We start from the raw sequence: 25,357 nt of genomic DNA on the forward strand, positions 1-25,357 counted from the left end.
GCCGTTTAATGATGCTCTGTAGGGGCCGGGTATGCCCGGCCCGCGGCATAAAAATCGCAGCCCGTTTACGGGTATACAGGGCGGGGTTGAGGGCCGGGCATGCCCGGCCCCTACGACCAGACAGAATCGAAAGGTAACACTACTTCAATGCGCCTGAAAGAACTGGAAATCCAAGGCTTTAAGTCCTTCCCCGATAAGACGAAGATCTCGATCGGGCAGGGCATTACCGGCGTTGTCGGACCCAACGGCTCGGGCAAATCGAATATCTCCGACTCCATCCGCTGGGTGCTGGGCGAGACCAGCTCCAAACAGCTGCGCGGTTCGGGCAAGATGGAGGACGTCATCTTCGGCGGCACCCAGACCCGCGGTGCCATGGGCTATGCGTCGGTCGCACTGACCATCGACAACAGCGACCACGGCCTGGACATGGACGCCGACGAAGTCACCATCGGTCGCCGCTACTACCGGAGCGGCGAAAGTGAATACTCCATCAACGGCCAGAGCGTCCGCTTAAAGGACGTGTACGAGCTGCTGCTGGACACCGGCATTGGCCGCGACGGCTACGCCATCGTCGGCCAGGGCCGCATTGCCGAGATCGTTGGCGCAAAATCCGCAGAGCGCCGTGAAATTTTTGAGGAAGCCTCCGGCATCGCCAAATACCGCTACCGTAAAAATGAGGCCGAGCGCCGCCTGGACGCCGCCGAGGGCAACTTAGAGCGCCTGCGCGACATTTTGGGCGAACTGGAAAAGCGCGTCGGCCCGCTGAAGCGCGACAGCGAGAAGGCCCAGCAGTTTCTGGAATTGAGCGAGAAGCGCAAGAGTCTGGAAATTACGCTGTGGGTCGATGCCATCCGCCGCGCCAACGATACACTGCGCGATCAGCAGCGCAAGTACGAGGCCGCAGAGGCCGACTACGACCGTCTGAGCCGCCAGCTGGACGCTTTTGATGAAAAAAACGCGGATCTGCGCGAAGAAACGCAGCAGCTCATGCTGAAAGTCGAGCAGGCCAATGCCGATATCCGCGCCATTACCGAGGCCAACGCCGGCAGCGAGAGCGAGATCGCCGTCTTGAAAAACGAGAGCGAGCACAGCCGGTTCCGCATCGACGAGGCAAATACCGAGCTGGAACGCGCGGGCCAGGGCCGGGAAAGCATTGACCGCGAGGCCGCCGACCACCGTGCCGCCATCGACGCTTTAAAGGACGGCATGGCTGCGCTGGACACCCGCGTGGCCGAGCTGCGCGAGGCCCTGCACGCGCTGGAAGAAAAGGCCGCCGCAAGCGGCGAGCGCCGCGACGTCATTGACGCCGCCATGGCCCGCCTGCAGGACACCGCCACCGCCGCCAAGGTCCGCGCCGCGTCGGCACAGTCGGCAGGGGAGGCCGCCGCCAACCGCCTGGCCGAAGCCAGGCAGCAGGCCGAGACTTTGCAGACCGACGCTGCTGCCACCGACGAGGAACGCCGCCGCGCCGAGCGCCGCTTCAAGGACGCCCAGGAGGCCGTGACCCGCAACGACAACATCAAGGCGGGCCTAAAACTCAAGCTCGACAGCCGCCGCCGCCAGCAGGCCGAAGCTGCCGACAACCTGCAAAAGGCTGACCGCGAGAAATCCGCCGCCGCCCAGCGCATCCATATTTTAGAGGATCTGGAGCGCAACATGGACGGCTACCAGCAGAGCGTCAAGGCCGTCATGCGTGCCGCAGGCGGCGGGCGTCTGCGGGGCATCATCGGCCCGGTGGCGGGCATCATCACCGTCGAAAAAGGCTATGAGACAGCCATCGAGACGGCCCTCGGCTTTGCGCTGCAAAACATCGTGGTCGAGGATCAGGGCTGTGCACGCGCCGCCATCGGCTTTTTGAAGGACGAGCGCGCAGGCCGCGCAACGTTTCTGCCGCTGGACACCGTGCAGGGCAGCCGCTTTACAGGCCGCCTGACCGGCACGGCGGAAGTCGCCGCCGATCTCGTTAAGACAAACCAAAAATATCAGCATATTATCGACAATTTACTTGGCCGCATCATCGTGGTCGAGGACCTGACCGAGGCCTCCGCCGTGGCGCGGAACCTCGGCTACCGCAACCGCATCGTCACGCTGGACGGCCAGGTCATCAACGCGGGCGGCTCCTTCACGGGCGGCTCCACGGCCCGCAGCGTCGGCGTGTTCAGCCGCAAACAGGAGCTGGACGAGCTGCGCACCCGGCTGAAAAAGCTGGAAGAAAAGCGCACCGAAGCCGAAAAGGAACTGGCCGCCCGCAAGGCCGAGGTAGATAACCTCAGTGCCCAGCTGGCGGGTGCCGAGGGCGAGGGCATGAACGCCGCCACCGAACACGTCCGCGCCGGGCTGGAACTGGAACGCCTGACGAAAGCTGCCGCCCAGTACGAGGAGACGGCCCGCAACATCGAAGCCGAAATTGCGAACCAGCAGGCCGCCGTGACCCAGAACGAGACAGCCCGTGCTGAGGCAGAAAAGGCCCAGGCCGACGCCGAAGCCGAGATGGTCCGGTACACCGCAGAGCTGGCGGCTCTGGGGGAGAGCACCGGAAGTCTCACGGCAGAACGAGAAAAAATCACCGGCGAGCTCTCTGAAAAGCAGATGCAGCGACTGGCCGACGAGAAGGACATCAGCCTGCATGAGGCCGCTTTGGAGGGCTTGCAGAGCCGTACCGGCGAGGCCGAGGCCCGCGCCCGGGAGCTGCACGCCGCCATCGACGCGGCCAAGGCGAAAATCGAGGCAAACACCTTGAAAATCGCCGAGATGGAGCGCACCCGCGGCGAAAACCAGCAGAGGATCGCAGCGGCGGAGGAAACCATCCGTTCCGCCAATGCGGCCCGCATGGAGAAGGAAGCCGCCATCGCCAAATTGGGCCAGGACAACCGTGCCCTGACCGACGAGCGAGAGCGGATGAGCGGCGAAATGGCCCGCCTGGCCGAGCGCCGCACCGCCGCCGAGACTGAACTGAACGACACCAACAGCAAGCTGTGGGAGGAATACCAGCTGACCGAGAGCGAAGCCCGCAGCCAGTGTGTGCCCTTCGAGAGCCTGACCGAGCTGCGCCGCAGCGTGACTGAGGTGCGCGGCAAAATTCGCGGCTTGGGCAATGTCAACGTTGGCGCGATCGAGGAATACAAAGAGGTCAAGGAGCGCTATGACTTCCTGAAAGCCCAGGTCACCGACGTGGAAAAGGCCAAGAGCGAACTGACCAAAATGATTGCCGAGCTGTGCAGCGAGATGGAAGAGCTGTTCACGACGAGCTTCAAGCAGATCAACACCCACTTCCAGCAGATTTTCCGGGAACTGTTCGGCGGCGGCCACGCGCGGCTCTACCTGTCCGACGAGGCGAACGTGCTGGAATCCGGCATCGAGATCGAGGTCTCGCCCCCGGGCAAGGTCATCAAAAACCTGTCTGCCCTTTCGGGCGGCGAGCAGGCACTGGTCGCTATATCGATCTATTTTGCCATCCTCAACGTCAACCCCGCGCCGTTCTGCTTCCTGGATGAGATCGAGGCCGCACTGGACGACGTCAACGTCGCGCGGTACGCACAATACCTGCGCCGCATGACCGACCACACCCAGTTCATCGTCATCACCCACCGCCGCGGCACAATGGAAGCCGCCGATGTTTTGTACGGCGTCACCATGCAGGAAGACGGCGTATCGAAGATTCTGCGGCTGGATCTGGATAATGTCAGTGCGGATTTGATTACCTAAGGCAACACCGCACAATTCCCGCCTGACGGCTTAAGCACCGCTTCGGCGGATCTCCGCGCCAAGAGCCGCCGCAAGCGGCGGTTGCGCTCCGAAGCGCCTCGCTGCGGCTCGGTGTGCGGCACGGCATCTGCGTTGCCAAAATGCTCGATAATACACAAAGTATTATCTGCGCTTTTGGCTTAGCATCTGCCGCACCTCGCTCGCCGTATCGGCACTTAGAATTGTGCGGTATTGCCCTAAAAAAAGGAGGCCGCCATGGGCTTTTTCAACTTTTTCAAACGTGATATTTCAGAAGAAGAATTTCAGGAACAGCAAAAGGTCAAGCGCGGGCTGGAAAAGACCCGCACCGGCTTTTTCCAGAACATCGTCAACACGCTGACCCACGCGCAGATCAACGACGACCTGTACGACCAGCTGGAAGAGCAGTTGATTCTGGCCGACGTCGGCCCCGCCTGCGCTGTGCGCCTGGTGGATGAGCTGCACGACGAGGTCGAGGAAAAGCACCTGAAAACCGGCCAGGAGGCGCTGGACACCCTGCGCGGCATCATCTGCCAGGAGCTGACCCCCCGCTACCCGATGGAGCTGGACGGCAAGCCCGCCGTCATTCTCGTCATCGGCGTCAACGGTGTGGGCAAGACCACGACCATCGCCAAGCTGGCCGCGCTGTACAAAAAGCAGGGCCGCCGCGTGATGCTGGCTGCGGGCGATACCTTCCGCGCCGCTGCCAGCGAGCAGCTGGAACTCTGGGCTGACCGCGCCGGTGTGCCGCTGGTGCAGGCTGGCATGGGCGCGGATCCCGCCGCCGTCATCTTTGATGCGGTCAAGAGTGCGAACGCCCGCGGCTATGACATGGTCATTGCCGATACCGCAGGCCGCCTGCACAACAAAAAGGGCCTGATGGACGAGCTGTCCAAGATCTCCCGCAGCGTCAAAAAGGCCAGCCCCGAGGCCAGCCTGGAGGTGCTGCTGGTGCTGGACGCCATCACCGGCCAGAACGCCATCAGCCAGGCCGAGGAGTTCTGCAAGGCTGCCAGCGCCACCGGCGTGGTGCTGACCAAGCTGGACGGCACGCCCCGCGGCGGCTGCGCGGTTTCGGTGTGGGAGAATCTGGGCCTGCCCATCCGGTTCATCGGTGTCGGCGAGAAAATCGACGACCTGATGGAGTTTGACGCCCAGACCTTTGTGGAAAGCCTGCTGCCGGAATCGGCCCTGCAGAAAGAGGAACAGAAAGAAGAAGAGGAGGGCGAAGCATGATCGTCTGCGCCGCCAGCAACAATGCGGGCAAGCTGAAAGAGCTGCGCCGCATTTTGGAACGCATGGGGCATGAGGTCAAGAGTCTGCGGGAGCTTGGCATCACCCTGGACCCCGAGGAGACCGGCACGACGTTTGCCGAAAACGCCCGCATCAAGGCTGAGGCCTTCTGCAAGGCCAGCGGCCTGCCAACCGTGGCCGATGACTCGGGCCTTTGCACCGATGCATTGAACGGTGCGCCCGGTGTGTACAGCGCCCGCTATGCCGGGCATCACGGCGATGACGACGCCAACAACGCAAAGCTGCTGCAAGAAATGGCCGATGTGCCCGCCGAACAGCGCGGCGCAAAGTTTGTCTCGGCGGTCTGCTTTATGCTGCCCGATGGCCGCGCACTGGAAGTCGAGGGCGAGTGCCCGGGCCGCATTGCGTTCAGCCTGCAGAACGGCGATTACGGCTTTGGCTACGATCCGCTGTTCATCCCCGACGAGTATGGCGCACCCGATGGCAAGCACCCCAACGCCGAGGCCCGCAGCTATGCCCAGCTTACCCCAGACGAGAAGGACGCCATCAGCCATAGAGGCCGGGCGATGGAGAAGCTGGAAGAAAAGCTGCCCGCGTTTTTGAAGTAATAACAGTCCGTAGGGGTCGGGCATGCCCGACCCTCAACATGAAAAATACTACCCGTTCAAGGGCAGGCAAGGCAAGGCCGAGGGCCGGGCGTGCCCGGCCCCTACCGCGATACGATATATACGATAATTATAAAGGAGAAACCCTATGTCTTTAACCAGCAAACAGCGCGCGGCTCTGCGCGGCGCAGCCAATACGATGGACCCTGTCTACCAGATCGGCAAGGGCGAGATCGACGAGACCCTGATCCAAGGAATTGCCGACTGCATCGCCGCCCGCGAGCTTATCAAGGTCAAAGTCCTGGAAAACAGCGAATATGACCCCCGCCAGGCCGCCGATATCCTCTGTGAGGCCGTCGGCTGCGAGTGCGTGCAGGTCATTGGCCGCAAGTTCGTCCTGTTCAAGCAGAAAAAAAAGGAAAGCGCCTACGCCGCTGTGCTGGCAAAATGAAGATACTGCTCTACGGCGGCACCTTCGACCCGCCCCACAACGGCCACAAGAACAACCTGCGGGCTGCGCTGGAACGGGTGCGGCCCGACCGGGCCATCGTCATGCCGGCGGGCACGCCGCCCCACAAACACGCCAGTGCCACCCCGGCGGAACTGCGTTTGCAGATGTGCCAGTGCTTTAGGGCGCTGTCCCCGGCAGTGGAAGTCAGCGATTGGGAGATACGCCAGGGCGGCCGCAGCTACACCGTCCACACGCTGGAAATGCTGCGGGACGCCAACCCCGGCGCGGAACTGTATCTTTGCGTCGGCAGCGATATGCTGCTGACGTTCGGCGAGTGGTACCGCTGGCAGGATATGTTAAAAATGGCCGCGCTGGTGGTGGAAAGCCGTACCGGCACGGACGATGCCGCCCTGCACGCCGCTGCTGCCAAGCTGGAACAGGCGGGCGGCACGGTGTTGTTTGCCCAGGCCGAAAGCTACCCCTGTGCGTCCAGCGATATCCGCAGCGGGAAGATACCGCCGGAAAAGTGGCCGGAGGTTTTGCCGCCGGAAGTGTTGGCGGTTATCCGGAAAAATAAATTGTATGGTGCCATGTAGGGGCCGGGCATGCCCGGCCCTCCGCATAAAAGCTGCTGGCCATTCAAGGGCAGGTAAGGCAAGGTTGAGGGCTGGGCATGCCCGGCCCCTACCGCCAAGGAGAGGGGAATATATAGCATGGATTACACCGAAGCCAAGAAGCTTGTGAAGTCAAGACTCGGCGAAAAACGCTGGACCCACACGAAGAATGTAAAAAAAATGGCAGTAAAACTTGCCAAACGCTGGGGTGCTGACCCGGAAAAGGCCGCTATGGCGGCAATTTTGCATGATTCCGCCAAGGAACTGCCTAAACAAGAATTGTTGCAGATTTTCGCCGATAATGCTATAATAGCAGAAAATGCCCCTGCACGCCCTTCGCCGGTGTGGCACGGTATAGCCGCCGCCATCCTGGCCCAGACCCAGTGGGGCATTACCGACCCGGAGATTTTGTCCGCCATCCGTTGCCATACCACCGGCAAAGCGGATATGTCCCTGCTCGATAAGATCATCTACTTGGCCGATATGACCAGCGCCGAGCGCGACTGGCCCGGCGTGGTTGAACTGCGCAAACTGGAAATGCAGGACCTGGACCGGGCCCTTTGCGACGCGTTAAAACGGAGCATCGATTTTGTGGAAGAAAAGGGCGGCACGCTGGACCCTGAAAGCGTAGCCGCTTACGAGTATGCAAAAGCACAGCTAAAGTAAAAACACTCCATACAGCAGGGAGGAAAAACAATGAGCGAACCGCGTAAGCTGTATACCGCCGGCGCGACCGGAAGCTCCGAGCAGGAGCAGTACGAGGCTGCCCGCCGCCGCGCCCAGCAGCTGGCCGAACAGAATGCCCGCCGCCGCACGGTGCAGCAGCCCATGCGCACGGCCCAGGGGCGGCACATCAGCCAGCGCCCGGCGGCCCGGCCCGAGCCGGAACCGATCCGGGAACCCATACAGGAGCCGGTGCAGCAGCCTGTCCAGCAAGCCGCGCCCCAGCCTGACGCCCGGCGTGAGCTGACCTATGCCCAGCGCCAGGCCATGGCCTACCGCGCCGCAGCTGAGCGCAAATACGGCGATACCTTGCAGTTCCAGGTGCAGCGCCCCCGCCGTACCGTGAACCGCCCGCAGGCAGCCCAGACGGCGGCCCCGCAGCAGGCACAGCAGGCCGCAAACCGCCTGTACGACCAGCCTGCGGCAGCCTCGCGGCAGCCCGCCGCTCAGCGCCCCCGCGCCCAAGTGCAGAAAATGGACCTGCGCGCCGCCCAGGGCAGCAAGCCGATGTATGACATCGAGGCCGCAGGCGGCATTCAGCTGGAAGACGCCGCACCGCGCCGCGCCAAACGCGCCGGTGCGCCCAAAACCGCCGCAGGCGGCAATGGCGGCCGCAAGCCCCCGCGTGATACCGGCGACGCCCCGCGCAAGTCCAAAGGGAAAAAGTCCGGCAAAAAAGGCGGCGACGGCAAGGGCGGCAATGGCAAAAAGAAGAAAAAGATCCGCTGGTGGCAGATCCTGCTCATCACGCTGCTGGTCATTGCGCTGATCTTCGGCGGCGCGTTCGCGCTTATTATGGGATCGATCGCCCCGGCAGGCGGCAGCATCAAGCTGAATCAGCTCATCAACACGCCGAAGGAATTCCAGGGCAAGGAGCTGAACTTCCTGATGGTCGGCATCGACCGCTCGTCCCAGAAGGAGGGCGACGACCTCAATGATGCAGGCGTCGATGACGGCAACACCGATATGATCCTCTACGTCCATTTCAACAACGAGACGGGCGAGATGAAGATGCTGCAGATCCCCCGCGACACGATGGTCACGACCGACCGCAGCGTGTCGGGCAACTACCGCATCAATAACATCGCTAAGACGCAGGCCGCGGACAGCAACAGCATGAACATGGCCGCCCTGTGTGAGCAGATTTCGAATATGTACCAGCTGCCGATCGATGGCTATATGACCATCCGTCTGGAAATGCTGGTGCAGCTGGTCGATTCGTTCGGCGGCATTGAACTGTACGTCCCGCAGGAGATGGATTATAAAGGCAGCCACCTGGATCAGGGCTACCAGACGCTGAACGGTGACGCCTGCGAGTTCCTGCTGCGTACCCGCCATGTCTACAACAACGGTGACATTGGCCGCCTGAATATGCAGCGGCAGTTCTACTCGGCACTGTTCCGCCGCCTGAAGAGCATCGGCAACATCTGGGACGTCGCCAAGCTGACCCCCGCCGTGCTGAACTATATGGAGACTAGTTTGAGCGCCTCGAAGCTTGTCAGCTTTGCGGTCAGTATGCTGAAGATCGACTCCAGCAAGATCATGATCTGCCAGATGCCCGTTAAGATGGCCGGAAAGTACAACGGAGAGTCCGTTGTCTACCCGGCCCGCCAGGAGGACGCCGACATTCTGAACCAGTATTTCCGCGAGAATACCGGCTTTGTGGATGCCAGCGAGTTGCAGCTCTGCGACGATGCGTCTGTGCTGGGCTTTGATTTGAGCGGCTACACGGCAACCGACGCGAACGTGCAGTATATGGGCCAGCTGAACCAGGAGGCCGCAGACGCCCAGCAGAACCAGAACCTGGACGGCTCGCACACGGTGGAGTATGTTGATTCCGAGTCCACCGACACCGCGGACAGCAGCAGCAATTCCACCGAGAGCGAAAGCCAGCCCGCCGCGTAATTTACACTAGGAGTTTACACTATGGAAAGCAAAGAACTTGCCATTCGTCTGGCGCGTGCGCTGGACGCGAAGAAGGCCGTCAACGTCCATATCCTGGCTGTTGAGGACCTGACCACCGTTACCGAGTATTTTGTCATTGCCACCGGTATGTCCACCACCCATGTGGGCGCCCTGGCCGATGAAGCCGAGTTCCAGCTGGACCGCGAGGGCGTCAAGGTGCTGCGCACCGAGGGCCACGACGGCAAGCGCTGGGTGCTGCTGGACTACGGCAGCGTCATCGTCCATGTCTTTACGCAGGAGGCCCACGACTACTACGACCTCGAGCACCTCTGGGCCGATGCCACGGTCGTGCCCGCCAGCGAGTGGATGCCGGACGAAGGTGCGGACGAGCAGTAAAAATGCGGAACGGCTTCCCCCTCGGGGGAAGCTGTCAGCGGCCCCGACCGCTGACTGATGAGGGGCAGACTTTCCCGTGGCAGCCTATAAACGGGCAGCGGCGGCACACGCGCCCCTCATCCGGCCCTGCGGGGCCACCTTCAGTCTACGCGCTAAGAGCCGCCTTCGGCGGTTGCGCTCCGACACGCGCCTGCGGGCGCAGCCCCTCGGGGGAAGGCTTTAAGAAGGTTACGACCCATCAAAAATTTATCTGTGGGGAGAAATTTATGAAGTACGACTTTAAAACCGTTGAGGCCAAATGGCAGAAGGTGTGGGAGGACGAGGATACCTTCCACGCTGAAATCGACCATTCCAAGCCGAAGTTCTATGCTCTGGTCGAGTTCCCGTATCCTTCTGCCGCCGGTCTGCACGTCGGCCATCCGCGCAGCTACACCGCGCTGGATATCGTCGCGCGCAAAAAGCGCCAGTGCGGCTATAACGTCCTGTACCCCATGGGCTGGGACGCTTTCGGTCTGCCCACTGAAAACTACGCCCTGAAAAACCATATCAACCCCGAGATCGTCACCGCCCAGAACGTGGCCCGCTTCAAGAGCCAGCTGAAAGCCCTGGGCCTGTCCTTCGACTGGGACCGTGAAATCAACACCACCGACCCCGAATATTATAAGTGGACGCAGTGGATCTTCATTCAGCTGTTCAAAAAGGGTCTGGCTTATAAGAAGGAAACGACCGTCAACTACTGCACCGGCTGCAAGGTCGTTCTGGCCAACGAGGAAGTTGTCAACGGCGTCTGCGAGCGCTGCGGCAGCCCCGTTGTGCAGAAGAACAAGAGCCAGTGGATGCTGAAAATCACCGCCTACGCTGACCGCCTCATCAACGACCTGGACGATGTGGATTACATCGACCGCGTCAAGACTCAGCAGCGCAACTGGATCGGCCGCAGTCACGGTGCCGAGATCAACTTCGACACCACCGCCGGTGATACCCTGACCGTCTACACCACCCGCGCGGATACGCTGTTCGGTGCGACCTACATGGTCATCAGCCCCGAGCACGCTTTCATCAAAAAGTGGGTCGATGCGGGTCTCATCAAGAACGCCGACGCTGTTGCTGCCTACCAGGAGGAAGCCGCCCGCAAGTCCGACTTCGAGCGCACCGAGCTGAACAAGGAAAAGACCGGTGTCGTCATCGAGGGCGTCAAGGGCATCAACCCTGTCAACGGCAAGGAGATCCCCATCTTTATCTCCGACTACGTCCTGGCAACCTACGGCACCGGCGCCATCATGGCCGTGCCCGCCCACGACACCCGCGACTGGGAGTTTGCCAAAAAGTTCGGCCTGCCCATCATCGAGGTCGTCAAGGGCACTGTGCCCAGCGACCTCGACAAGGAGGCCTTCACCGATGTGGCCACCGGCACGCTCGTCAACTCCGACTTCCTGAACGGCCTGTCTGTTGAGGATGCCAAGAACAAGATGTACGCCTGGCTCGAGGAGAACGGCAAGGGCCACAAGCAGGTCAACTTCAAGCTGCGCGACTGGGTGTTCAGCCGCCAGCGCTACTGGGGCGAGCCTATCCCCATGGTCTACTGCGACAAGTGCGGCTGGGTGCCCCTGCCCGAGAGCGAGCTGCCCCTGCGCCTGCCCGAGATCAAGGACTTTGAGCCGGGCGAGAACGGCGAAAGCCCGCTGGCCCGCCACACCGAGTGGGTCAGCACGACCTGCCCCTGCTGCGGTGCCCCCGCCAAGCGCGAGACCGACACCATGCCCCAGTGGGCCGGTTCCAGCTGGTACTTCCTGCGCTACTGCGACCCGAAGAACCACGACGCCATCGCCAGCAAAGAGGCTTTGGAGTATTGGAGCCCGGTGGACTGGTACAACGGCGGTATGGAGCACACCACCCTGCACCTGCTGTACAGCCGTTTCTGGCATAAATTCTTGTATGATATCGGCGTGGTCCCCACCAAGGAGCCGTACCAGAAGCGTACCTCTCACGGCATGATTCTGGGCCTGAACCCCCATGCGTTTGAGAACCAGCCCGACGCCGAGCGCAAGCGCCTGCTGGCCGAGTACGGCGATGAGAAGGGCGCACGCAAGGCCCTTGTTGAGAAGTACGGCGAGATGGCCGAGCACCCGATCGTCAAGATGTCCAAGTCTCTGGGCAACGTTGTCAACCCCGACGATGTTGTCAACGAGTACGGTGCCGACACCCTGCGCCTGTATGAGATGTTCATCGGCGACTTCGAGAAGGCCGCTCCGTGGAACACCTCCTCCATCAAGGGCTGCAAGCGCTTCCTGGATAAGATCTGGTCCATGAGCGAGAAGCTCGTTCCCGGCGAGGGCGTCCGCCCTGCGCTGGAGGCCGTTGCCAACCGCACCATCAAGAAGGTCGGCGAGGATATCGACGCACTGAAGGCCAACACCGCCATCGCCCAGCTGATGATCTATGTCAACGCGCTGAGCGATAACGGTGGTGCGACCAAGGCCGAGTACGAGCTGCTGTTGCAGCTGCTGAACCCGTTTGCCCCCCACATGACCGAGGAGCTGTGGCAGCAGCTGGGCCACACCGAGCAGCTGGCCTACCACGCCTGGCCCACCTACGACGAGGCCAAGTGCGTGGAGCAGACGATTGAAATTGCCGTGCAGGTCAATGGCAAGGTCAAGGTGCGCATCAAGGTGGCCGCCGCCATCGAGAGCGCGGACGCCATTGCTGCCGCCAAGGACGAGCCCGCCGTGGCCGAAGCCATCGCCGGCAAGACCATTGCCAAGGAAATCTACGTCAAGGGCAAGCTGGTCAATATCGCGGTCAAAGGCTGATTTTTAGCACGAACCCAAGGCAGAGCGAAAGCTCTGCCTTTTTTGTGTTGAAGAAGCCATTCAGTCAGCGGCCCCGACCGCTGACTGATGAGAGGCGGCCTTGCCTTACAACCCGCTACTGGGCGGCTGCGGCACACGCGCCCCTCATCCGGCCCTGCGGGGCCAAGGCTTTAGGAACCCCGCCACATCCATTGTTTACAAACCCGCCAAACTACGCTATAATAAAAGATACAATATTTTGACGAAAGCAGGTCACACCATGCTCATCAGTTTGATCGTACCCTGTTACAATGAAGAAGAAGCGATGCCGCTTTTTTATAAAGAAGCCTCCCGCGTGGCGGCTGAGATGAAAACCAGCCACGGCGCGGATTTTGAGTTCATCTTTGTGGATGACGGCTCCCGCGACGGCACCCTGCGCGTCGCGCGTGAGCTGCACGCTCAAGACCCCCGCGTGCGGTATGTCTCGTTCAGCCGCAACTTCGGCAAGGAGGCCGGTATCTACGCGGGTTTACAGGCCGCCAAGGGGGATTACGTCGCCACGATGGACGCCGATCTGCAGGACCCGCCTGCGCTGCTGCCGCAGATGCTGGACACGCTGCTGACCGGCGAATACGACTGCGCCGCCACCCGCCGCACCACCCGCAAGGGCGAGCCGCCGCTGCGCAGCTGGTTCGCCCGCAAATTCTACCAGATCATCAACAAGATGTCTGATACGGAGATTGTCGATGGTGCGCGGGATTTCCGCCTGATGAGCCGCAAAATGACCGACGCGGTTTTGAGCATGGCCGAGTACAACCGCTTCAGCAAGGGCATTTTCAGCTGGGTCGGCTTCAAGACCAAGTGGTTCGACTACGAGAACATTGAGCGCGTGGCCGGCACGACCAAGTGGAACTTTTGGGGCCTGTTCAAATACTCCATCGAGGGTATTGTCGGCTTCTCGACCACGCCGCTGCTGATGGCGGCGGGCGTGGGTGTGCTGTTCTGCCTGCTGGCGTTCATCGGCATTATTTTTGTCATTGTCCGGGCGCTGATGTTCGGCGACCCGACCTCCGGCTGGCCAAGCCTTGTCTGCATCATTCTGCTGTGCAGCGGTGTCCAGCTGTTCTGCACCGGCATCGTGGGCGAGTACCTGGCCAAAACCTACTTAGAGGTCAAGCACCGCCCCATCTACATTGTGGCCGAGACCGAAGAGGATAAAAAATAAACGATGGACTGGCAGAAAAAAGTAAGCCTGTGGTGGGCCAAAAACTTCCGCCCGCTGGTCGTGGCGCTGCTGGTCGGCTGCGGCGTACATTACACGATCTACGCTAACCAGCTGGGCACGATGGATGCCGTACACATCGGCGCACTGTACATTGCCGACGGCTGGCCCGAGCACCTGTATTGGGAAACCGAGCAGGGCCGTTGGGCACTGCACCTGGTGGATATGCTGCGCGGCGGCATCAACCAGCCTGCACTTTCTGCATTGCTGATGCTGTTCCTCTACGCGCTGGCGGGTGTGTTGCTGACGGATTTGTTCGGCGTGCGCAGCCGCACGGCAAAATATCTGATTCCCCTCACGCTGGTCTGTGCGCCCTATGTGGCGGAGATCGAGTTTTTCCACTATTGCAGCGTGTCCTATGCGCTGTCCTTCCTGCTGGCTGTGCTGGCGGTGCAGTCCGCTGTCTGCGGTCTACGCTTTGCCTGGCTGGCGGGCACGGTCTGTATGGCGTTCTCGCTGGGTATGTACCAGGCCAACCTGGGTACGGCGGCAGGATTGTGCGTCATGCTGCTGATTCTGGCGGTTCTGCGCCGCCCCGGCGCGTGGAAAGCCACCGGCCTGACCACTCTGCGCATGGTGCTGATGGGCGGCAGCGGCGCGGTGCTGTATATGCTGATTTTAAAGGTGTTCCTGCGGCTGTACGATGTGGGCCTGTCCGGTGTGAACGGCATCAACGCTGTGGGGCTGGACACGCTGCGCAGTCTGCCGCTGGGCCTGAAAAACGCCTACTTTGATTTTTACGCCTACTTCTTCACCCACGGCATTGCCCAAAACCACTATGGGCAGATCGCAGGCTACCTGCTGCTGTTTGTGCTGGCGGCACTGGCTGGGCTGCGGTGGCTCGTCGTGCTGCATGACCGCAAGGCCGCCGCTGCGGCGGTGATGCTGGTGGCCCTGCTGCCCGCCGCAGCCAATGTGACTGACGTTATCAACACCGGGGCCACTGTGGCGCTGCGGATGGCGGGCTCGCTGGCCATCGTGGTGCCGTTTGCTATCGCCGTGATCGACGCGGCTCCCGCGTTGACGGAACGGGCGTTCTCCTGGGGGATGGCGCTCTGCACGGCGTTCTGTGCGGTGCTGCTGCGCGGATTTGCCGTGCAGGTCAACAACGACGCGGCGGTCATGCTGAAACAAAAGACCACCGTTGTGAACCTCGCCAACCGCCTGTGTACCCGGCTGGAAGAAAACGCCGACTACCAGAACGGCGCCGAGGTCGTGATCCTGGGCGAGCCGAAGCGCGGCGCGTACCCGGAGGAATCCCCGCTCAAGCCTATGGCCGGGGAATTGGCGCAGTTCGGCCCGCTCTCCTACGACCCGACGTTCAACGCCCACGGCTGGTATGTGCTGGTGTGGGACGAGCTGGGCGTCCAGCTCAACGAATGCGCGGACGAGACTGTCCGTGCCATCAGCAATTCCGACGCGTTCAAGGCCATGCCCAACTACCCGGCAGATGGCTGTATCCAGACCATCGACGGCGTTGTCACGCTGAAGGTGGCAGATTTTCCGTTTTGAGAGCTGATAATGATGCGTGATATGACCAAGGGTGCCCCGCTGGGGCACCTCTTTCTGTATGCGGTGCCGCTGCTGCTGGGGAACTGGCTGCAGCTGGCGTACAATGCGGTGGATTCCATCATCGCGGGGCGGTTCATCGGGCAGGATGCCCTGGCCGCCGAGGGCGTGGCCGGGCCGGTCATGAACCTTGTAATTTTGGCCATCAGCGGGCTGTGCATCGGCGCGGGCGTGCTGATGAGTGAGGCGTTCGGGGCCAAACGAACCGACCGGCTGCAAGAAACGCTGGCGACGACGCTGCTGTTCGGGGCGGCGCTCTGCTGCGGCGCTGCGGCGCTGGGTTGTGTGGCGACGCCGTGGATACTCCGCGCACTGGCCGTGCCGGATGCGATTTTCGGCATCACAGCCATCTATCTGCGCATCACGTTTTTGGGCGCACCGTTCACGTTTTTCTATAACGCGCTGGCGGTGGGGCTGAAAAGCGTCGGCGACAGCAAAACGCCGCTGAAATTTTTAGCGTTCTCCGCCGTGCTGAACGCCGTGCTCGACCTGATTCTGATAGGTGGGCTGGGCTTCGGCATCGTGTGCAGCGCCGTCACCACCGTGGCGGCCGAGGCCGCCAGCGCCGTGCTGGCAGCCGTTTACATGGCCCGCCGCGTGCCGGAGCTTTGCCCTGGGCGCGGGCAGTGGCGCATCCGCCGCGACCTGCTGGGGCCGATCCTGCGCTATGGCTCGGTCACGGCTTTGCAGCAGGCGGTGCAGCCGATTTGCAAGGTGCTGATCCAGGGGCAGGTCAACGCGCTGGGCGTCGGAGCCATTGCGGCGTTCAACGCGGTCACGCGGGTGGACGATTTCGCCTTTACGCCGGAGCAGAGCATCGCGACGGCCATTACGACCTACATTGCCCAGAACCGGGGCGCACAGCAGAACGAGCGCATCCGCCGCGGTTTTGCCGTGGGCCTGCGGCTGGAACTGGGTTACTGGCTGCTGGTGGGCTGCGCGACGCTGGCATTCCGCGGGCCGATCCTCTCGCTGTTTGTGGCGGGGGAGGGGGCCGCCGACGTGGTGGCCCTGGGCAGCGAGTACCTGGGGTACATGGCGGTGTTCTATGCCCTGCCCGCGCTGACGAACGGTTTCCAGGGATTTTACCGCGGCATGGGCAAGATGACGACGACGCTGATCGGGACCTGTATGCAGGCGGGTCTGCGCGCCGCCGCAGCCGCTGTGCTGGCCCCGCGTGTGGGGCTGCAGGGCATCGCCTTTGCCTGCGCCTTCGGCTGGTGCGTCATGCTGGCGTTTGAGGTGCCGTACTATTTTTGGACGTGTAAAAAGAAGGGGCTGTGAAGTCTCGGCAGTGCAGCTCCTGTAGGGGCCGGGCATGCCCGGCCCGCGCGTGAAAGGCGGGCGGCCGTTTGCCTTTTGTGGCGCGGACGAACAGCGTTTGACCCCGGGTAACATCTACTGATTTGCGGGGCGTCGAGGACGCCGCCCCCCTACGACCCCGCCGTATCCACGACGGGTTTTTTTTGTGTAAAATTTCCCCAATATCTGCTGCGGCTGATTGTAATTTCTTCGACAAAATGCTACACTAATAATAGCTATCCCTGCATAAAATCTACCCGGAGAGAGGTAAACCGCCGTGCCAGAAGAACGCAAAGTCTACCGCAGCCCCGCCCGCGCTGCCGCCAAGGCCAGACCGGCCCAAACGGCGGCCCCGCGCCCGCCGCAGCCGCCCAAAAAGCCAAAGCGCCGCAGTGCCAAACGCCGCCGCAGTATGCTGGTACTGGGGCTGTGTTTGCTCTGCCTGGTTGTGGTACTGGTGGTGTCTGTGGTGCTGGTGCGCTGCACGGCCGAGCCGGAAGGCCCCGCCGCGCCGGACTTTGGCACGCCCGCCGACGCCTGGCAGAAAAACGAGCTGGGCTACTACTTCAACACCAGCGGCCAGGCCATGCCCGCAGCCGTGCTCAAGGGCATGGACGTCTCCAAGTTCCAGGGCGAGGTGGACTGGGAAAAGGCCAAGGCCGCCGGTATCGACTTTGCCATCATCCGCTGCGGTTACGGCGGCGAGTGGGACGGCCAGGAAGAAAACTGGGCCCAGGACGACACCTACTGGCGGCGCAACGCTGACGAGTGTACCCGGCTGGGCATCCCCTTCGGCACCTATCTCTACTCCTACGCGACGACGGTGGAGGAGGCCCGCAGTGAGGCCGACCACGTTGCCCGGCTGCTGGGCCTGACCGCCCCGCCGCAGGAAGGTCTGGACGACTACACCGCCGCGCCCTACCAGCTGAGCTACCCGGTCTACTACGACCTGGAAGATAAGTACATCAGCGGCGTTTTCCCCGCCGAGATGGCCGAGCTGACCGAGGCGTTCTTCTCCCGGCTGGAAGAGCACGGCTACACCGGCAAGCAGGGGCTTTATGCCTCGCTGAACTGGGTGCGGGGCCGCTTTTCGGATCCCGGCTTCGACCAATGGCGCGGCAATCTCTGGATCGCCCGCTTTGCCGACGAGCTGGGCTACAACGGCACCTACGATATGTGGCAGTCGACGTACAGCGCCCCTGGCGCGGACTACGGTGTGCAGAGCGAGACGGTGGATCTGGATTTCGTCATGCGGCCGTTTACATTTACAGGCGTGTCGGCCTGCAACGGCAAGACAGCAGCGCCGGTGCTGCTGAACGACACCCGCACCGATGAGCTGCACATGGATGGCAAGGACGCCTACGCCACGCTGGCGACGAATGAGCCGGGCGAGGACGAAGGCGGCCGCAGGGTCTACTGGACGACGAGTGACAAAAACATTGCCACCGTGGACAAAAACGGCACGGTCCGCGCCCGCACCGACAGCGGCGAATGTACCATCACGGCCACGCTGGCCGACGGTACCGAGAGCATTTCCTGCCTGGTGCGTATTGGGGACATTACGGTCCCGGTCTTTGCCACAGCAGGGCTGCACGGCGACCGAACGACGCTGGCGGACGCCGCCGCGCTGAAGGCCTCGACCCCGGATTCGATTTTGCTGGATGCGGGCGGGGCGCTGCACGGTACCCAGAGCGCCAGCCTGACCGGCGGTATGGATATGCTGTCCGGCTTCTCGGCAGCCGGGTACGACCTGCAGGCCATGGCGCTGGACGACTTCGCCTACGGAACATCCCGCCTGGTCAGCGACGCCAACATGGGCAGCGGCCCGTCGCTGGCGTCGAACCTCATCAACACCGACGCCACCGCCGTGTTCTACCGCTCCACCAGCTGGAACCGCAACCGCGTCACCAACGGTATGTACACGATCGTCGAGCGCGCGGGGTACAAAATCGGCTTCTTTGCGCTGAACGATACAGCCCAGGCAGCGAAAATTTCCGCCTCCAATGGCGAGTTCATCACGGCCCGCGACTGGACCGACACCGCGAACGAGCAGATCACGGCGTTGCAGAACGCCGGGTGCGATGCCATCATCGCCGTGGCGTCCACCACGCCGGAGGGGGATTGGCAGAAGGCGCTGCTGAACAGCGGCGTGACCGCCATCATCGACGGCACGACCGCCGAGAGCAGCGCGAACGTGCTGGGCGCGGGCCTGGGCCTGGACGGCGTGGCGCAGCTGAATCTGGTGTTCACCCAGGGCGGCGGCTGCCGCGCCGAGGTGCAGAGCGCCGTGACGGCGGACACCTTGCAGGCAAAACGCACCGACTGGGAAACCCTGGCCGCCAGTGCTGCCGCCGACGACCAGACCACGGCAAGTGATGCTGCCGACCCCGACAAGGACACCGAGGCCGCAGGCGGCAAGGACACCGCCGCCCCGACCGAGAGCGTTGACGAAGCGCAGCAGGCGGGTGCGGACGCCTACATTTACGCCGCCGCCAAGCTGGCCGGGCTGGACGCCGATGACCAGAGCATCTACTACACGCCGCTGTTCACCTACGCCGAGAACCCCGACACCAGCAAGACCATCAGCTTCGGCAACTATCTGGCGGCGCTCTACGCTGAAATTGTGGCAAACGACAACGCCGGCGGCCTGCCCGAGGGCACATCCGCTGAAGCCTTTGCTGGCGGCGTGACCGAGCTGGAATACGGCGATATCACCCGCGGTGACCTGCTGAACGCCCTGCCTGCCACGGCGCGCATCCAGCTGGTCAGCCTGCCCGCTGACGCGGCCAAGGCCCTGGCCGACGGCGGTACGGTGAGCCGCGTTTACCAGAACAGCCTGACCGAGTACGCGCCCGAGGGCGACACCGCCTACATCGTCACCGACACGGCCACGCTGGCGGCCCTGAATGTTGACTATACCGTCCTGCGCGACTACGGCGACGTATTCTGGGCTGTACGCATGAACATTAACGATCTGACGAATAATTTCAATGATGACTTTGTCCTGCCCGAGGCCCCGCAGTACGGCGTCGGGCGGCGCGGCTAAAGGATGAACGGCATCCTCCCGGGAGGTCGCTTTCTTTTGGCAGCAAAAGAAAGCTCGCAAAGAAAACTGCCGCTCTTTCGACGGAGCGGACCCGCGACCTAGGGGCTGCACGCCCCTAGGAACCCCAAAGCGGAAGTCGCAAGGCCCTTCGGCTACGCGAACGCAGTATTACTGTTCGCGCTTAACGCCTACGGGCCTTGCTCCACTTTTGAGTCGGGGAGACCCCGAACCCCCGCTGTGGGAAGTGCATCCGTAGGGGCGGGGCTTCTGCTCCGCCCACGCTGTCGGGGGAGGGCTGCCGCCCTCCCTTGCCCCTCTCACTTTTCCTCTGCTGCTCCGTAGGGCGGCCAGCCCTCTGGCCGCCGCACCTTTCTCATGGCACGACTTGGCACTTTAGTTGTAGGGGGCGGCGTCCTCGACGCCCCGCATCGCACCTTGTCCAATATCCCCATACCCCACCCGCCGCTCACCAAACATATGGATTATTTGACCAAAGGGGGCACCCACATGAAACTCACATTCCTCGGCGCTGACCGGGAAGTCACCGGCAGCTGCACACAGGTCGAAGCCGCAGGGCACCGCTTTTTGGTGGACTGCGGCATGGAGCAGGGGCGCGACGTCTACGAAAACGCCGACCTGCCCTATGCCCCCGGCACCTATGAGGCCCTGCTGCTGACCCATGCCCATATCGACCACTCGGGGCGCATCCCGTACCTGTACAAAAATGGCTACCGCGGCCCGGTCTATACCACCGAGGCCACCCGCGACCTCTGCGGCATCATGCTCGAGGACTCCGCCCACATCCAGGAGCAGGAGGCCGAGTGGAAAAACCGTAAGGCCATGCGCAGCGGCGCAGAAATGATCGAGCCGGACTACACGGTCGAGGACGCCCAAAACGTCATGAAGCAGTTCGTACCCTGCCCCTATGAGGCATGGCAGACCCTGTTCGACGGCCCCCAGGGGCGTATCGAGGTGCGCTTTACCGACGTGGGCCACCTGCTGGGCAGCGCGTCCATCTCGCTGCGCATTGCGGAGCCGGGCCGTGCGCCGGAAATCATCGTGTTTTCCGGCGATATCGGCAACCAGCACCAGCCGCTCATCAAGGATCCGGCCAACCCCGGCCATGCCGATTACCTCGTCATGGAGTCCACCTACGGCGACCGCAGCCACGGCCCCAAGCCCGACTACCTGGGCGAGCTGACCGCCGTGCTGCAATCGACCTTTGACAAGGGCGGCAACGTGGTCATCCCCAGCTTTGCCGTGGGCCGCACGCAGGAATTGCTCTATTTCTTCCGCCAGATCAAGGCCGAAAAGCGCGTCAAGGGCCACGACAATTTCCCGGTGTTCGTGGACAGCCCGCTGGCCAGTAAGTCTACCACGATTTTCAGGGAAAACTTCGCCGAGTGTTACGACGACGAGGCCCTTGCCCTGGTGCAGAGCGGCCAGAACCCGCTGCAGTTCCCGGGGCTGCACATCAGCGAGACGAAAGAGGAATCCATGGCCATCAACGGCGACCCGACGCCGAAAGTCATTATCTCCGCCGCCGGTATGTGCGATGCGGGCCGCATCCGCCACCACCTGAAATACAACCTCTGGCGGCCGGAGTGCACGGTGCTGTTCGTCGGCTACCAAAGCCCGGGCACCCTGGGCAATGCGCTGGTCAACGGCGCACAGGAGGTCAAGCTCTTCGGCGAGCCGGTGCAGGTCAAGGCCCGCATTGCGCAGCTGGGCGGGCTTTCGGGCCATGCGGACTGTGACGGTTTGGCCGCCTGGCTCCACGCCTTTGACGAGAAGCCGAAGTTCGTTTTTGTCAATCATGGCGAGGACGCTGTGGCCGAGCACTGGGCCGAGAAACTGCGCACCGAAGGCTACGAGGCCGACGCGCCGTACAATGGCTCGGTCTGGATCGCGGCCGAAGGGCGCGTTGCCTGCGCCGAGACGGGCAACACGCAGAAGATCATCCGCACCAAGAGCGCCGAGATGGTGCGCACCAGCGCTGCCTACGACCGGCTCGTCAACATGGGCAAGCGCCTGATGGAGGTCATCCGCCACAACCAGGGCGGCGCCAACAAGGACCTTGCCAAATTCGCCAGCCAGATCGCCGCACTGTGCGACAAATGGGACAGATAAAAAAGATAATAGATAAGAAAATTGGCGGATCGCACCGCTTGCGCGGCGCTCAAAATTTCGTTTTCGCCCTTGGGGCGAAAATACCACATTTTTTATTATCTATTATCTACTAAAGGAGTATTTACTTTGTGGCATCCGATCAAGCATTATAAAACGATCCATCATCATAAAATGCTGGTGATGAAGCACTGCTTCCGCTGCGGGCTGTACTGGCAGGGGCTGACCCATGATTTGAGCAAGCTCGCGCCGGTGGAGTTCTGGGCCGGTGCCAAGTACTGGCAGGGCACTTGCAGCCCCAACAACGCCCAGCGCCAGACCGAAGGATACAGCGCGGCCTGGCTGCACCACAAGGGCCGGAACAAGCACCACCTGGAATATTGGATCGACTACGCCCCGGACGGCGACCATGCCATGGCCGGGATGCGGATGCCCGAAAAATACGTGGCCGAGATGGTCTGCGACCGTATTGCCGCCAGCAAAAACTACAAGGGCAGCCGGTACACCGATGCCGCTGCGTGGGAGTACTACGACCGCAGCAGGGATCACTACATCCTGCACCCCGAGACCCGCAAACAGCTGGAAACCTGCCTGCTGATTTTACGCGACAAGGGCGAGGACGCGTGCTTTGCGCATATCCGTAAGGAACTGCTGGGAAAGAAAAAGTAAGCAATGCGGTCTATAAACAACAAAAGCCCCGTGGGCACAGTTTTTACACTGTGCCCACGGGGAAAGCTTTTTTTATTTCTCCGCCAGCCGCCGGTATTCCAGTGGGGTCAGGCGGAATTGGTCGGCAAAGGCTTTGGCAAATTTGCTCTGGCTCTCGTAACCGACCTGTACGGCGATGTCCTGTACCTTTAAGTCCGTGTGGGCCAGCAGGTCTGCAGCCTTTTCCAGCCGCTTGCGGCGGAAGTAGGGCAGGTAGCCGTCGCCCAGCACGTCGCGGCAGTAGGCTTTGAAGCTGCTCTCGCTGACGCCGAACTGCACGGCCAGCTCCCTGGCGGTGTGGCGCACCGACAAATCTGCCAGCATCAGGGTCTCGGCATCGCGCACCAAATCCACCTGCGCCCGGGGATACCAGGCCATCTGGTCCGCGTAAGGCAGCTGCAGCAGCATATAGAGCAGCCGCACCACGGCATAGCGAAGCTCGCCCGGGCTGGCATAGCCCGAGACGTCGAATTCGCGCCAAAGCTCGTCCACCAGCGCGGCAAGTTCGTCACCCATGGGGCAGTAATAGGGGCCGCCGGCGCAGAAATAGTTGATGATGCCGTGGACGTCCAGGCCCATCAGGGCCAGAAAGCCGCTGTCGGTCTGGGCGTCCGGGTCAATCCAGAATTGCAGCCCCTCATAAACGGCCCCGGGGTAGTAGTCGTCGGCCCCGGCGGCGGTCATGCTCACAGCGGCGTGGCCGTCGGCGGCGATGGTGCAGTAGTCCCCGGCGGGCAGCGCATGGCGGCCCCGGCGGCAGAACTCTACCGAGAGCAGGTGTGCCCCGGCGGCGGGCGGCGGCACGGCGGGGGCCGATGTGCCTGCGATATGCCGGAACGCCAGCCACACCCCGGACCCCAGCGTCGTGCAGACGGGGGCGGTATTCGATTGTGGTAATGTTGTGTTTATCATGGCAGTATTATAGCACAAGATGATGTGTGCGGCAAGAGGTTTTAAAGAAATGAGATGCTAAAAGGGACTAAATATGCGAATCTGCGTTTTTGTATAGGCGGTTTAAATGCTAAAAAGACTAAAAGTGCATAGCCGTCAAAATGACGAAAAACACCCCAGGAACACACGCCAAATTCGGCAATGTGCCCGGGGTGATGTTGTGGTTATTGATTTTCCCGGAAATAGTACACGGCACCGACCAGACCGGCGTCGTTTTGGAGGGCGGCGGCTTTGATTTCCAGCCCCTCCGTGAAAGCGGGCATGACCGACTTGCACACCTGCGCGGCCAGCGGATCGATCAAAAGCTCCTGCTGGGCGCTGACACCGCCGCCAATCAAAATCAGCTGCGGGTTGAAGATGTGTACCAGCCCGGCCAGGCCCTGCGCAATCTCGCTGATCCAGTCGTTCAGCACAGCCAGCGTGCGGGCGTTACCTGCGGCGGCTGCCTCAAAGATCGCGCGGCCGTCGGGGGCGTCCAGGCCCATCTTCTGGGCACCGCGCACCAGCGCCGTCGTGGCGGCGTACCGCTCATAGCAGCCGATGGCACCGCAGGTGCAGGCCACGCCGTCCAGCGCGTGCAGGCGGAAATGTCCCAGCTCACCGCCAAGGCCCCGCGCACCCTCCAACAAACGGCCGCCGGTGATGATGCCGCCGCCCACGCCGGTGCCTAAGGTGACACCGATCACATCGGTGTACCCCTTGGCTGCGCCGACCCAGACTTCGCCCAGCACCATGCAGTTGGCGTCGTTGGCGACGGTGACCGGCAGACCAAACTCGCGTTCCAGCGTGCCTTTGATATCCACGCCGATCCAACCCGGAAAATTGCCGCAGGTCCCCGCGACCACGCCGCGGCGGCTGTCGATCTGTCCGGTGGCGGACACGCCGATGCCCTCGAGCTTCGGCACATCATGGCTGCCCAAAAAGTCGCGGATGGCGGCCTGCACGGTGTCCAGGATCGGCGTCTTGTAGCCGTCAAAGCTGACGCTGCGCTCGGCGCGGCGCAGCACGCGGCCGGTGTCATCGACCAGGCCCAGCTTGACCGCTGTGCCGCCGATATCGACGCCCAGATAGGTTTTACTCATAGCGCACCTGCTTATTTGTGGTTGTTGATGGCGGCAGTGTAGCGGGCCGTGATCTCGGCCGGGCGGGTGATGGCACCGCCCACGACCAGCGCGAACGCACCGGCGTAGAGGGCCTGCACGGCCTGCTCGGGCGTGTGGATGTGGCCTTCGGCAATGACCTTGGCCGGGCACTCGCGGGCCAGCTGGGCGATAAAACCGAAGTCAACATCGTTGATGCCCTTCGTCTCGGGGGTGTAGCCGCGCATCGTTGTACCGACGAAATCCGCACCGGCTCCCGCGCAGGCCAGCGCATTCTCAATATTGTCGCAGTCGGCCATAACGAGCTGGTCGGGGTACTTTTCCTTGATGGCGCGGATAAATTCGGCGCTGGTCTGCCCATTGGGGCGCAGGGCACCGGTGCCCTGCACGGCCAGAATGTCCACGCCGCAGGCCACCAGCTCGTCGACCTCCTTCATCGTGACGGTGATGTACATTGGCGTGCCGGGGTAATCCTTTTTAATAATGCCGATGACCGGCAGGTCAACGACCTGCTTGATCTGGGTGATATCGCGCACGGTGTTGGCGCGGATGCCGACAGCACCGGACTGGGCGGCGGCCTTGGCCATCAGCGGCATGACGCCGCCTTCTTTCGTGTACAGCGGTTCGTGCTCCAATGCCTGGCAGGAGACGATAAGACCGCCCTGGATTTGGGTGAAGATTTGTTCGTGGGTCATAGTGAGGACTCCTTTCCATACGCAAAAAGGCTTCCCCCTCGGGGGAAGCTGTCACCGAAGGTGACTGATGAGGGCGGAGCTTGCGGCGGCAACCCGTTTACGGGCAACCATCAATAG

18 protein-coding genes are annotated in these 25,357 nt (G+C 62.2%); 15 read left to right on the forward strand and 3 right to left on the reverse strand.

The window, feature by feature from the left end:
* Nucleotides 1–147: 147 nt before the first annotated feature.
* The 15 genes from smc to ACZO0A_RS03560 all read left to right on the forward strand — a co-directional run bounded on the left by smc (nt 148) and on the right by ACZO0A_RS03560 (nt 22,455).
* Nucleotides 148–3,705: a chromosome segregation protein SMC gene (smc, locus tag ACZO0A_RS03490; protein WP_486846040.1), complete on the forward strand. Its 3,558-nt coding sequence runs from the start codon at nt 148–150 to the stop codon at nt 3,703–3,705.
* 255 nt (nt 3,706–3,960) lie between these two features.
* Nucleotides 3,961–4,959 carry a signal recognition particle-docking protein FtsY gene (gene ftsY, locus ACZO0A_RS03495; protein WP_486846041.1) on the forward strand — a complete coding sequence of 333 codons (999 nt, stop codon included), beginning with the start codon at nt 3,961–3,963 and terminating at the stop codon, nt 4,957–4,959.
* A complete protein-coding gene (gene rdgB, locus ACZO0A_RS03500) occupies nt 4,956–5,585 on the forward strand; it encodes an RdgB/HAM1 family non-canonical purine NTP pyrophosphatase (protein ID WP_215692921.1) in 630 nt (209 codons plus the stop codon). Before ftsY ends, rdgB begins: the two co-directional genes overlap by 4 nt.
* A gap of 145 nt (nt 5,586–5,730) precedes the next feature.
* Nucleotides 5,731–6,033: a YhbY family RNA-binding protein gene (locus ACZO0A_RS03505; RefSeq protein WP_215692919.1), complete on the forward strand. Its 303-nt coding sequence runs from the start codon at nt 5,731–5,733 to the stop codon at nt 6,031–6,033.
* The gene (nadD, locus tag ACZO0A_RS03510; protein ID WP_294780657.1) at nt 6,030–6,629 is read left to right on the forward strand and encodes a nicotinate (nicotinamide) nucleotide adenylyltransferase; all 600 of its coding nucleotides are present in this window, start codon (nt 6,030–6,032) and stop codon (nt 6,627–6,629) included. The genes ACZO0A_RS03505 and nadD overlap by 4 nt, the downstream gene beginning before the upstream one ends.
* 117 nt (nt 6,630–6,746) lie before the next feature.
* Nucleotides 6,747–7,313 (forward strand): bis(5'-nucleosyl)-tetraphosphatase (symmetrical) YqeK, encoded by a 567-nt coding sequence (gene yqeK, locus ACZO0A_RS03515; RefSeq protein ID WP_486846042.1) that lies wholly within the window; start codon nt 6,747–6,749, stop codon nt 7,311–7,313.
* Nucleotides 7,314–7,343: 30 nt separating this feature from the next.
* A complete protein-coding gene (locus ACZO0A_RS03520; protein ID WP_302376076.1) occupies nt 7,344–9,275 on the forward strand; it encodes an LCP family protein in 1,932 nt (643 codons plus the stop codon).
* Nucleotides 9,276–9,296: 21 nt separating this feature from the next.
* Nucleotides 9,297–9,671, forward strand: coding sequence for a ribosome silencing factor (rsfS, locus tag ACZO0A_RS03525; RefSeq protein WP_278517668.1), 375 nt, complete (start codon nt 9,297–9,299; stop codon nt 9,669–9,671).
* 266 nt (nt 9,672–9,937) lie between these two features.
* A complete protein-coding gene (leuS, locus tag ACZO0A_RS03530) occupies nt 9,938–12,481 on the forward strand; it encodes a leucine--tRNA ligase (protein ID WP_302376075.1) in 2,544 nt (847 codons plus the stop codon).
* A 259-nt stretch (nt 12,482–12,740) separates the two neighbouring features.
* Nucleotides 12,741–13,685 (forward strand): glycosyltransferase family 2 protein, encoded by a 945-nt coding sequence (locus ACZO0A_RS03535; protein ID WP_302376125.1) that lies wholly within the window; start codon nt 12,741–12,743, stop codon nt 13,683–13,685.
* Between the two features lie 3 nt (nt 13,686–13,688).
* On the forward strand, nt 13,689–15,254 hold the full coding sequence (locus tag ACZO0A_RS03540; protein ID WP_302376074.1) for a glucosyltransferase domain-containing protein: 1,566 nt from the start codon (nt 13,689–13,691) through the stop codon (nt 15,252–15,254).
* Between the two features lie 9 nt (nt 15,255–15,263).
* Nucleotides 15,264–16,595: an MATE family efflux transporter gene (locus ACZO0A_RS03545; RefSeq protein WP_368043164.1), complete on the forward strand. Its 1,332-nt coding sequence runs from the start codon at nt 15,264–15,266 to the stop codon at nt 16,593–16,595.
* Between the two features lie 295 nt (nt 16,596–16,890).
* Nucleotides 16,891–19,659 carry a GH25 family lysozyme gene (locus ACZO0A_RS03550; protein WP_418757023.1) on the forward strand — a complete coding sequence of 923 codons (2,769 nt, stop codon included), beginning with the start codon at nt 16,891–16,893 and terminating at the stop codon, nt 19,657–19,659.
* A gap of 507 nt (nt 19,660–20,166) precedes the next feature.
* On the forward strand, nt 20,167–21,789 hold the full coding sequence (locus ACZO0A_RS03555) for an MBL fold metallo-hydrolase RNA specificity domain-containing protein (protein ID WP_302149763.1): 1,623 nt from the start codon (nt 20,167–20,169) through the stop codon (nt 21,787–21,789).
* Nucleotides 21,790–21,915: 126 nt separating this feature from the next.
* Nucleotides 21,916–22,455 carry a DUF5662 family protein gene (locus tag ACZO0A_RS03560; protein ID WP_275951435.1) on the forward strand — a complete coding sequence of 180 codons (540 nt, stop codon included), beginning with the start codon at nt 21,916–21,918 and terminating at the stop codon, nt 22,453–22,455.
* Nucleotides 22,456–22,527: 72 nt separating this feature from the next.
* On the opposite strand, the gene ACZO0A_RS03565 is transcribed toward ACZO0A_RS03560, so the two are convergent.
* The 3 genes from ACZO0A_RS03565 to ACZO0A_RS03575 all read right to left on the reverse strand — a co-directional run bounded on the left by ACZO0A_RS03565 (nt 22,528) and on the right by ACZO0A_RS03575 (nt 25,240).
* Nucleotides 22,528–23,406: a helix-turn-helix domain-containing protein gene (locus tag ACZO0A_RS03565; protein WP_302376071.1), complete on the reverse strand. Its 879-nt coding sequence runs from the start codon at nt 23,404–23,406 to the stop codon at nt 22,528–22,530.
* Nucleotides 23,407–23,609: 203 nt separating this feature from the next.
* Nucleotides 23,610–24,527: an ROK family protein gene (locus ACZO0A_RS03570; RefSeq protein ID WP_302376070.1), complete on the reverse strand. Its 918-nt coding sequence runs from the start codon at nt 24,525–24,527 to the stop codon at nt 23,610–23,612.
* An 11-nt stretch (nt 24,528–24,538) separates the two neighbouring features.
* Nucleotides 24,539–25,240 carry an N-acetylmannosamine-6-phosphate 2-epimerase gene (locus ACZO0A_RS03575; protein WP_215692897.1) on the reverse strand — a complete coding sequence of 234 codons (702 nt, stop codon included), beginning with the start codon at nt 25,238–25,240 and terminating at the stop codon, nt 24,539–24,541.
* Nucleotides 25,241–25,357 lie beyond the last annotated feature (117 nt).

The organism is Gemmiger sp., assembly GCF_057431175.1.

Coding starts and splice junctions, on each gene's coding strand:
- smc (WP_486846040.1), top strand. CDS start 148: ATGCGCCTGAAAGAACTGGAAATCCAAGGCTTTAAGTCCTTCCCCGAT.
- ftsY (WP_486846041.1), top strand. CDS start 3,961: ATGGGCTTTTTCAACTTTTTCAAACGTGATATTTCAGAAGAAGAATTT.
- rdgB (WP_215692921.1), top strand. CDS start 4,956: ATGATCGTCTGCGCCGCCAGCAACAATGCGGGCAAGCTGAAAGAGCTG.
- ACZO0A_RS03505 (WP_215692919.1), top strand. CDS start 5,731: ATGTCTTTAACCAGCAAACAGCGCGCGGCTCTGCGCGGCGCAGCCAAT.
- nadD (WP_294780657.1), top strand. CDS start 6,030: ATGAAGATACTGCTCTACGGCGGCACCTTCGACCCGCCCCACAACGGC.
- yqeK (WP_486846042.1), top strand. CDS start 6,747: ATGGATTACACCGAAGCCAAGAAGCTTGTGAAGTCAAGACTCGGCGAA.
- ACZO0A_RS03520 (WP_302376076.1), top strand. CDS start 7,344: ATGAGCGAACCGCGTAAGCTGTATACCGCCGGCGCGACCGGAAGCTCC.
- rsfS (WP_278517668.1), top strand. CDS start 9,297: ATGGAAAGCAAAGAACTTGCCATTCGTCTGGCGCGTGCGCTGGACGCG.
- leuS (WP_302376075.1), top strand. CDS start 9,938: ATGAAGTACGACTTTAAAACCGTTGAGGCCAAATGGCAGAAGGTGTGG.
- ACZO0A_RS03535 (WP_302376125.1), top strand. CDS start 12,741: ATGCTCATCAGTTTGATCGTACCCTGTTACAATGAAGAAGAAGCGATG.
- ACZO0A_RS03540 (WP_302376074.1), top strand. CDS start 13,689: ATGGACTGGCAGAAAAAAGTAAGCCTGTGGTGGGCCAAAAACTTCCGC.
- ACZO0A_RS03545 (WP_368043164.1), top strand. CDS start 15,264: ATGATGCGTGATATGACCAAGGGTGCCCCGCTGGGGCACCTCTTTCTG.
- ACZO0A_RS03555 (WP_302149763.1), top strand. CDS start 20,167: ATGAAACTCACATTCCTCGGCGCTGACCGGGAAGTCACCGGCAGCTGC.
- ACZO0A_RS03565 (WP_302376071.1), bottom strand. CDS start 23,406: ATGATAAACACAACATTACCACAATCGAATACCGCCCCCGTCTGCACG.
- ACZO0A_RS03570 (WP_302376070.1), bottom strand. CDS start 24,527: ATGAGTAAAACCTATCTGGGCGTCGATATCGGCGGCACAGCGGTCAAG.
- ACZO0A_RS03575 (WP_215692897.1), bottom strand. CDS start 25,240: ATGACCCACGAACAAATCTTCACCCAAATCCAGGGCGGTCTTATCGTC.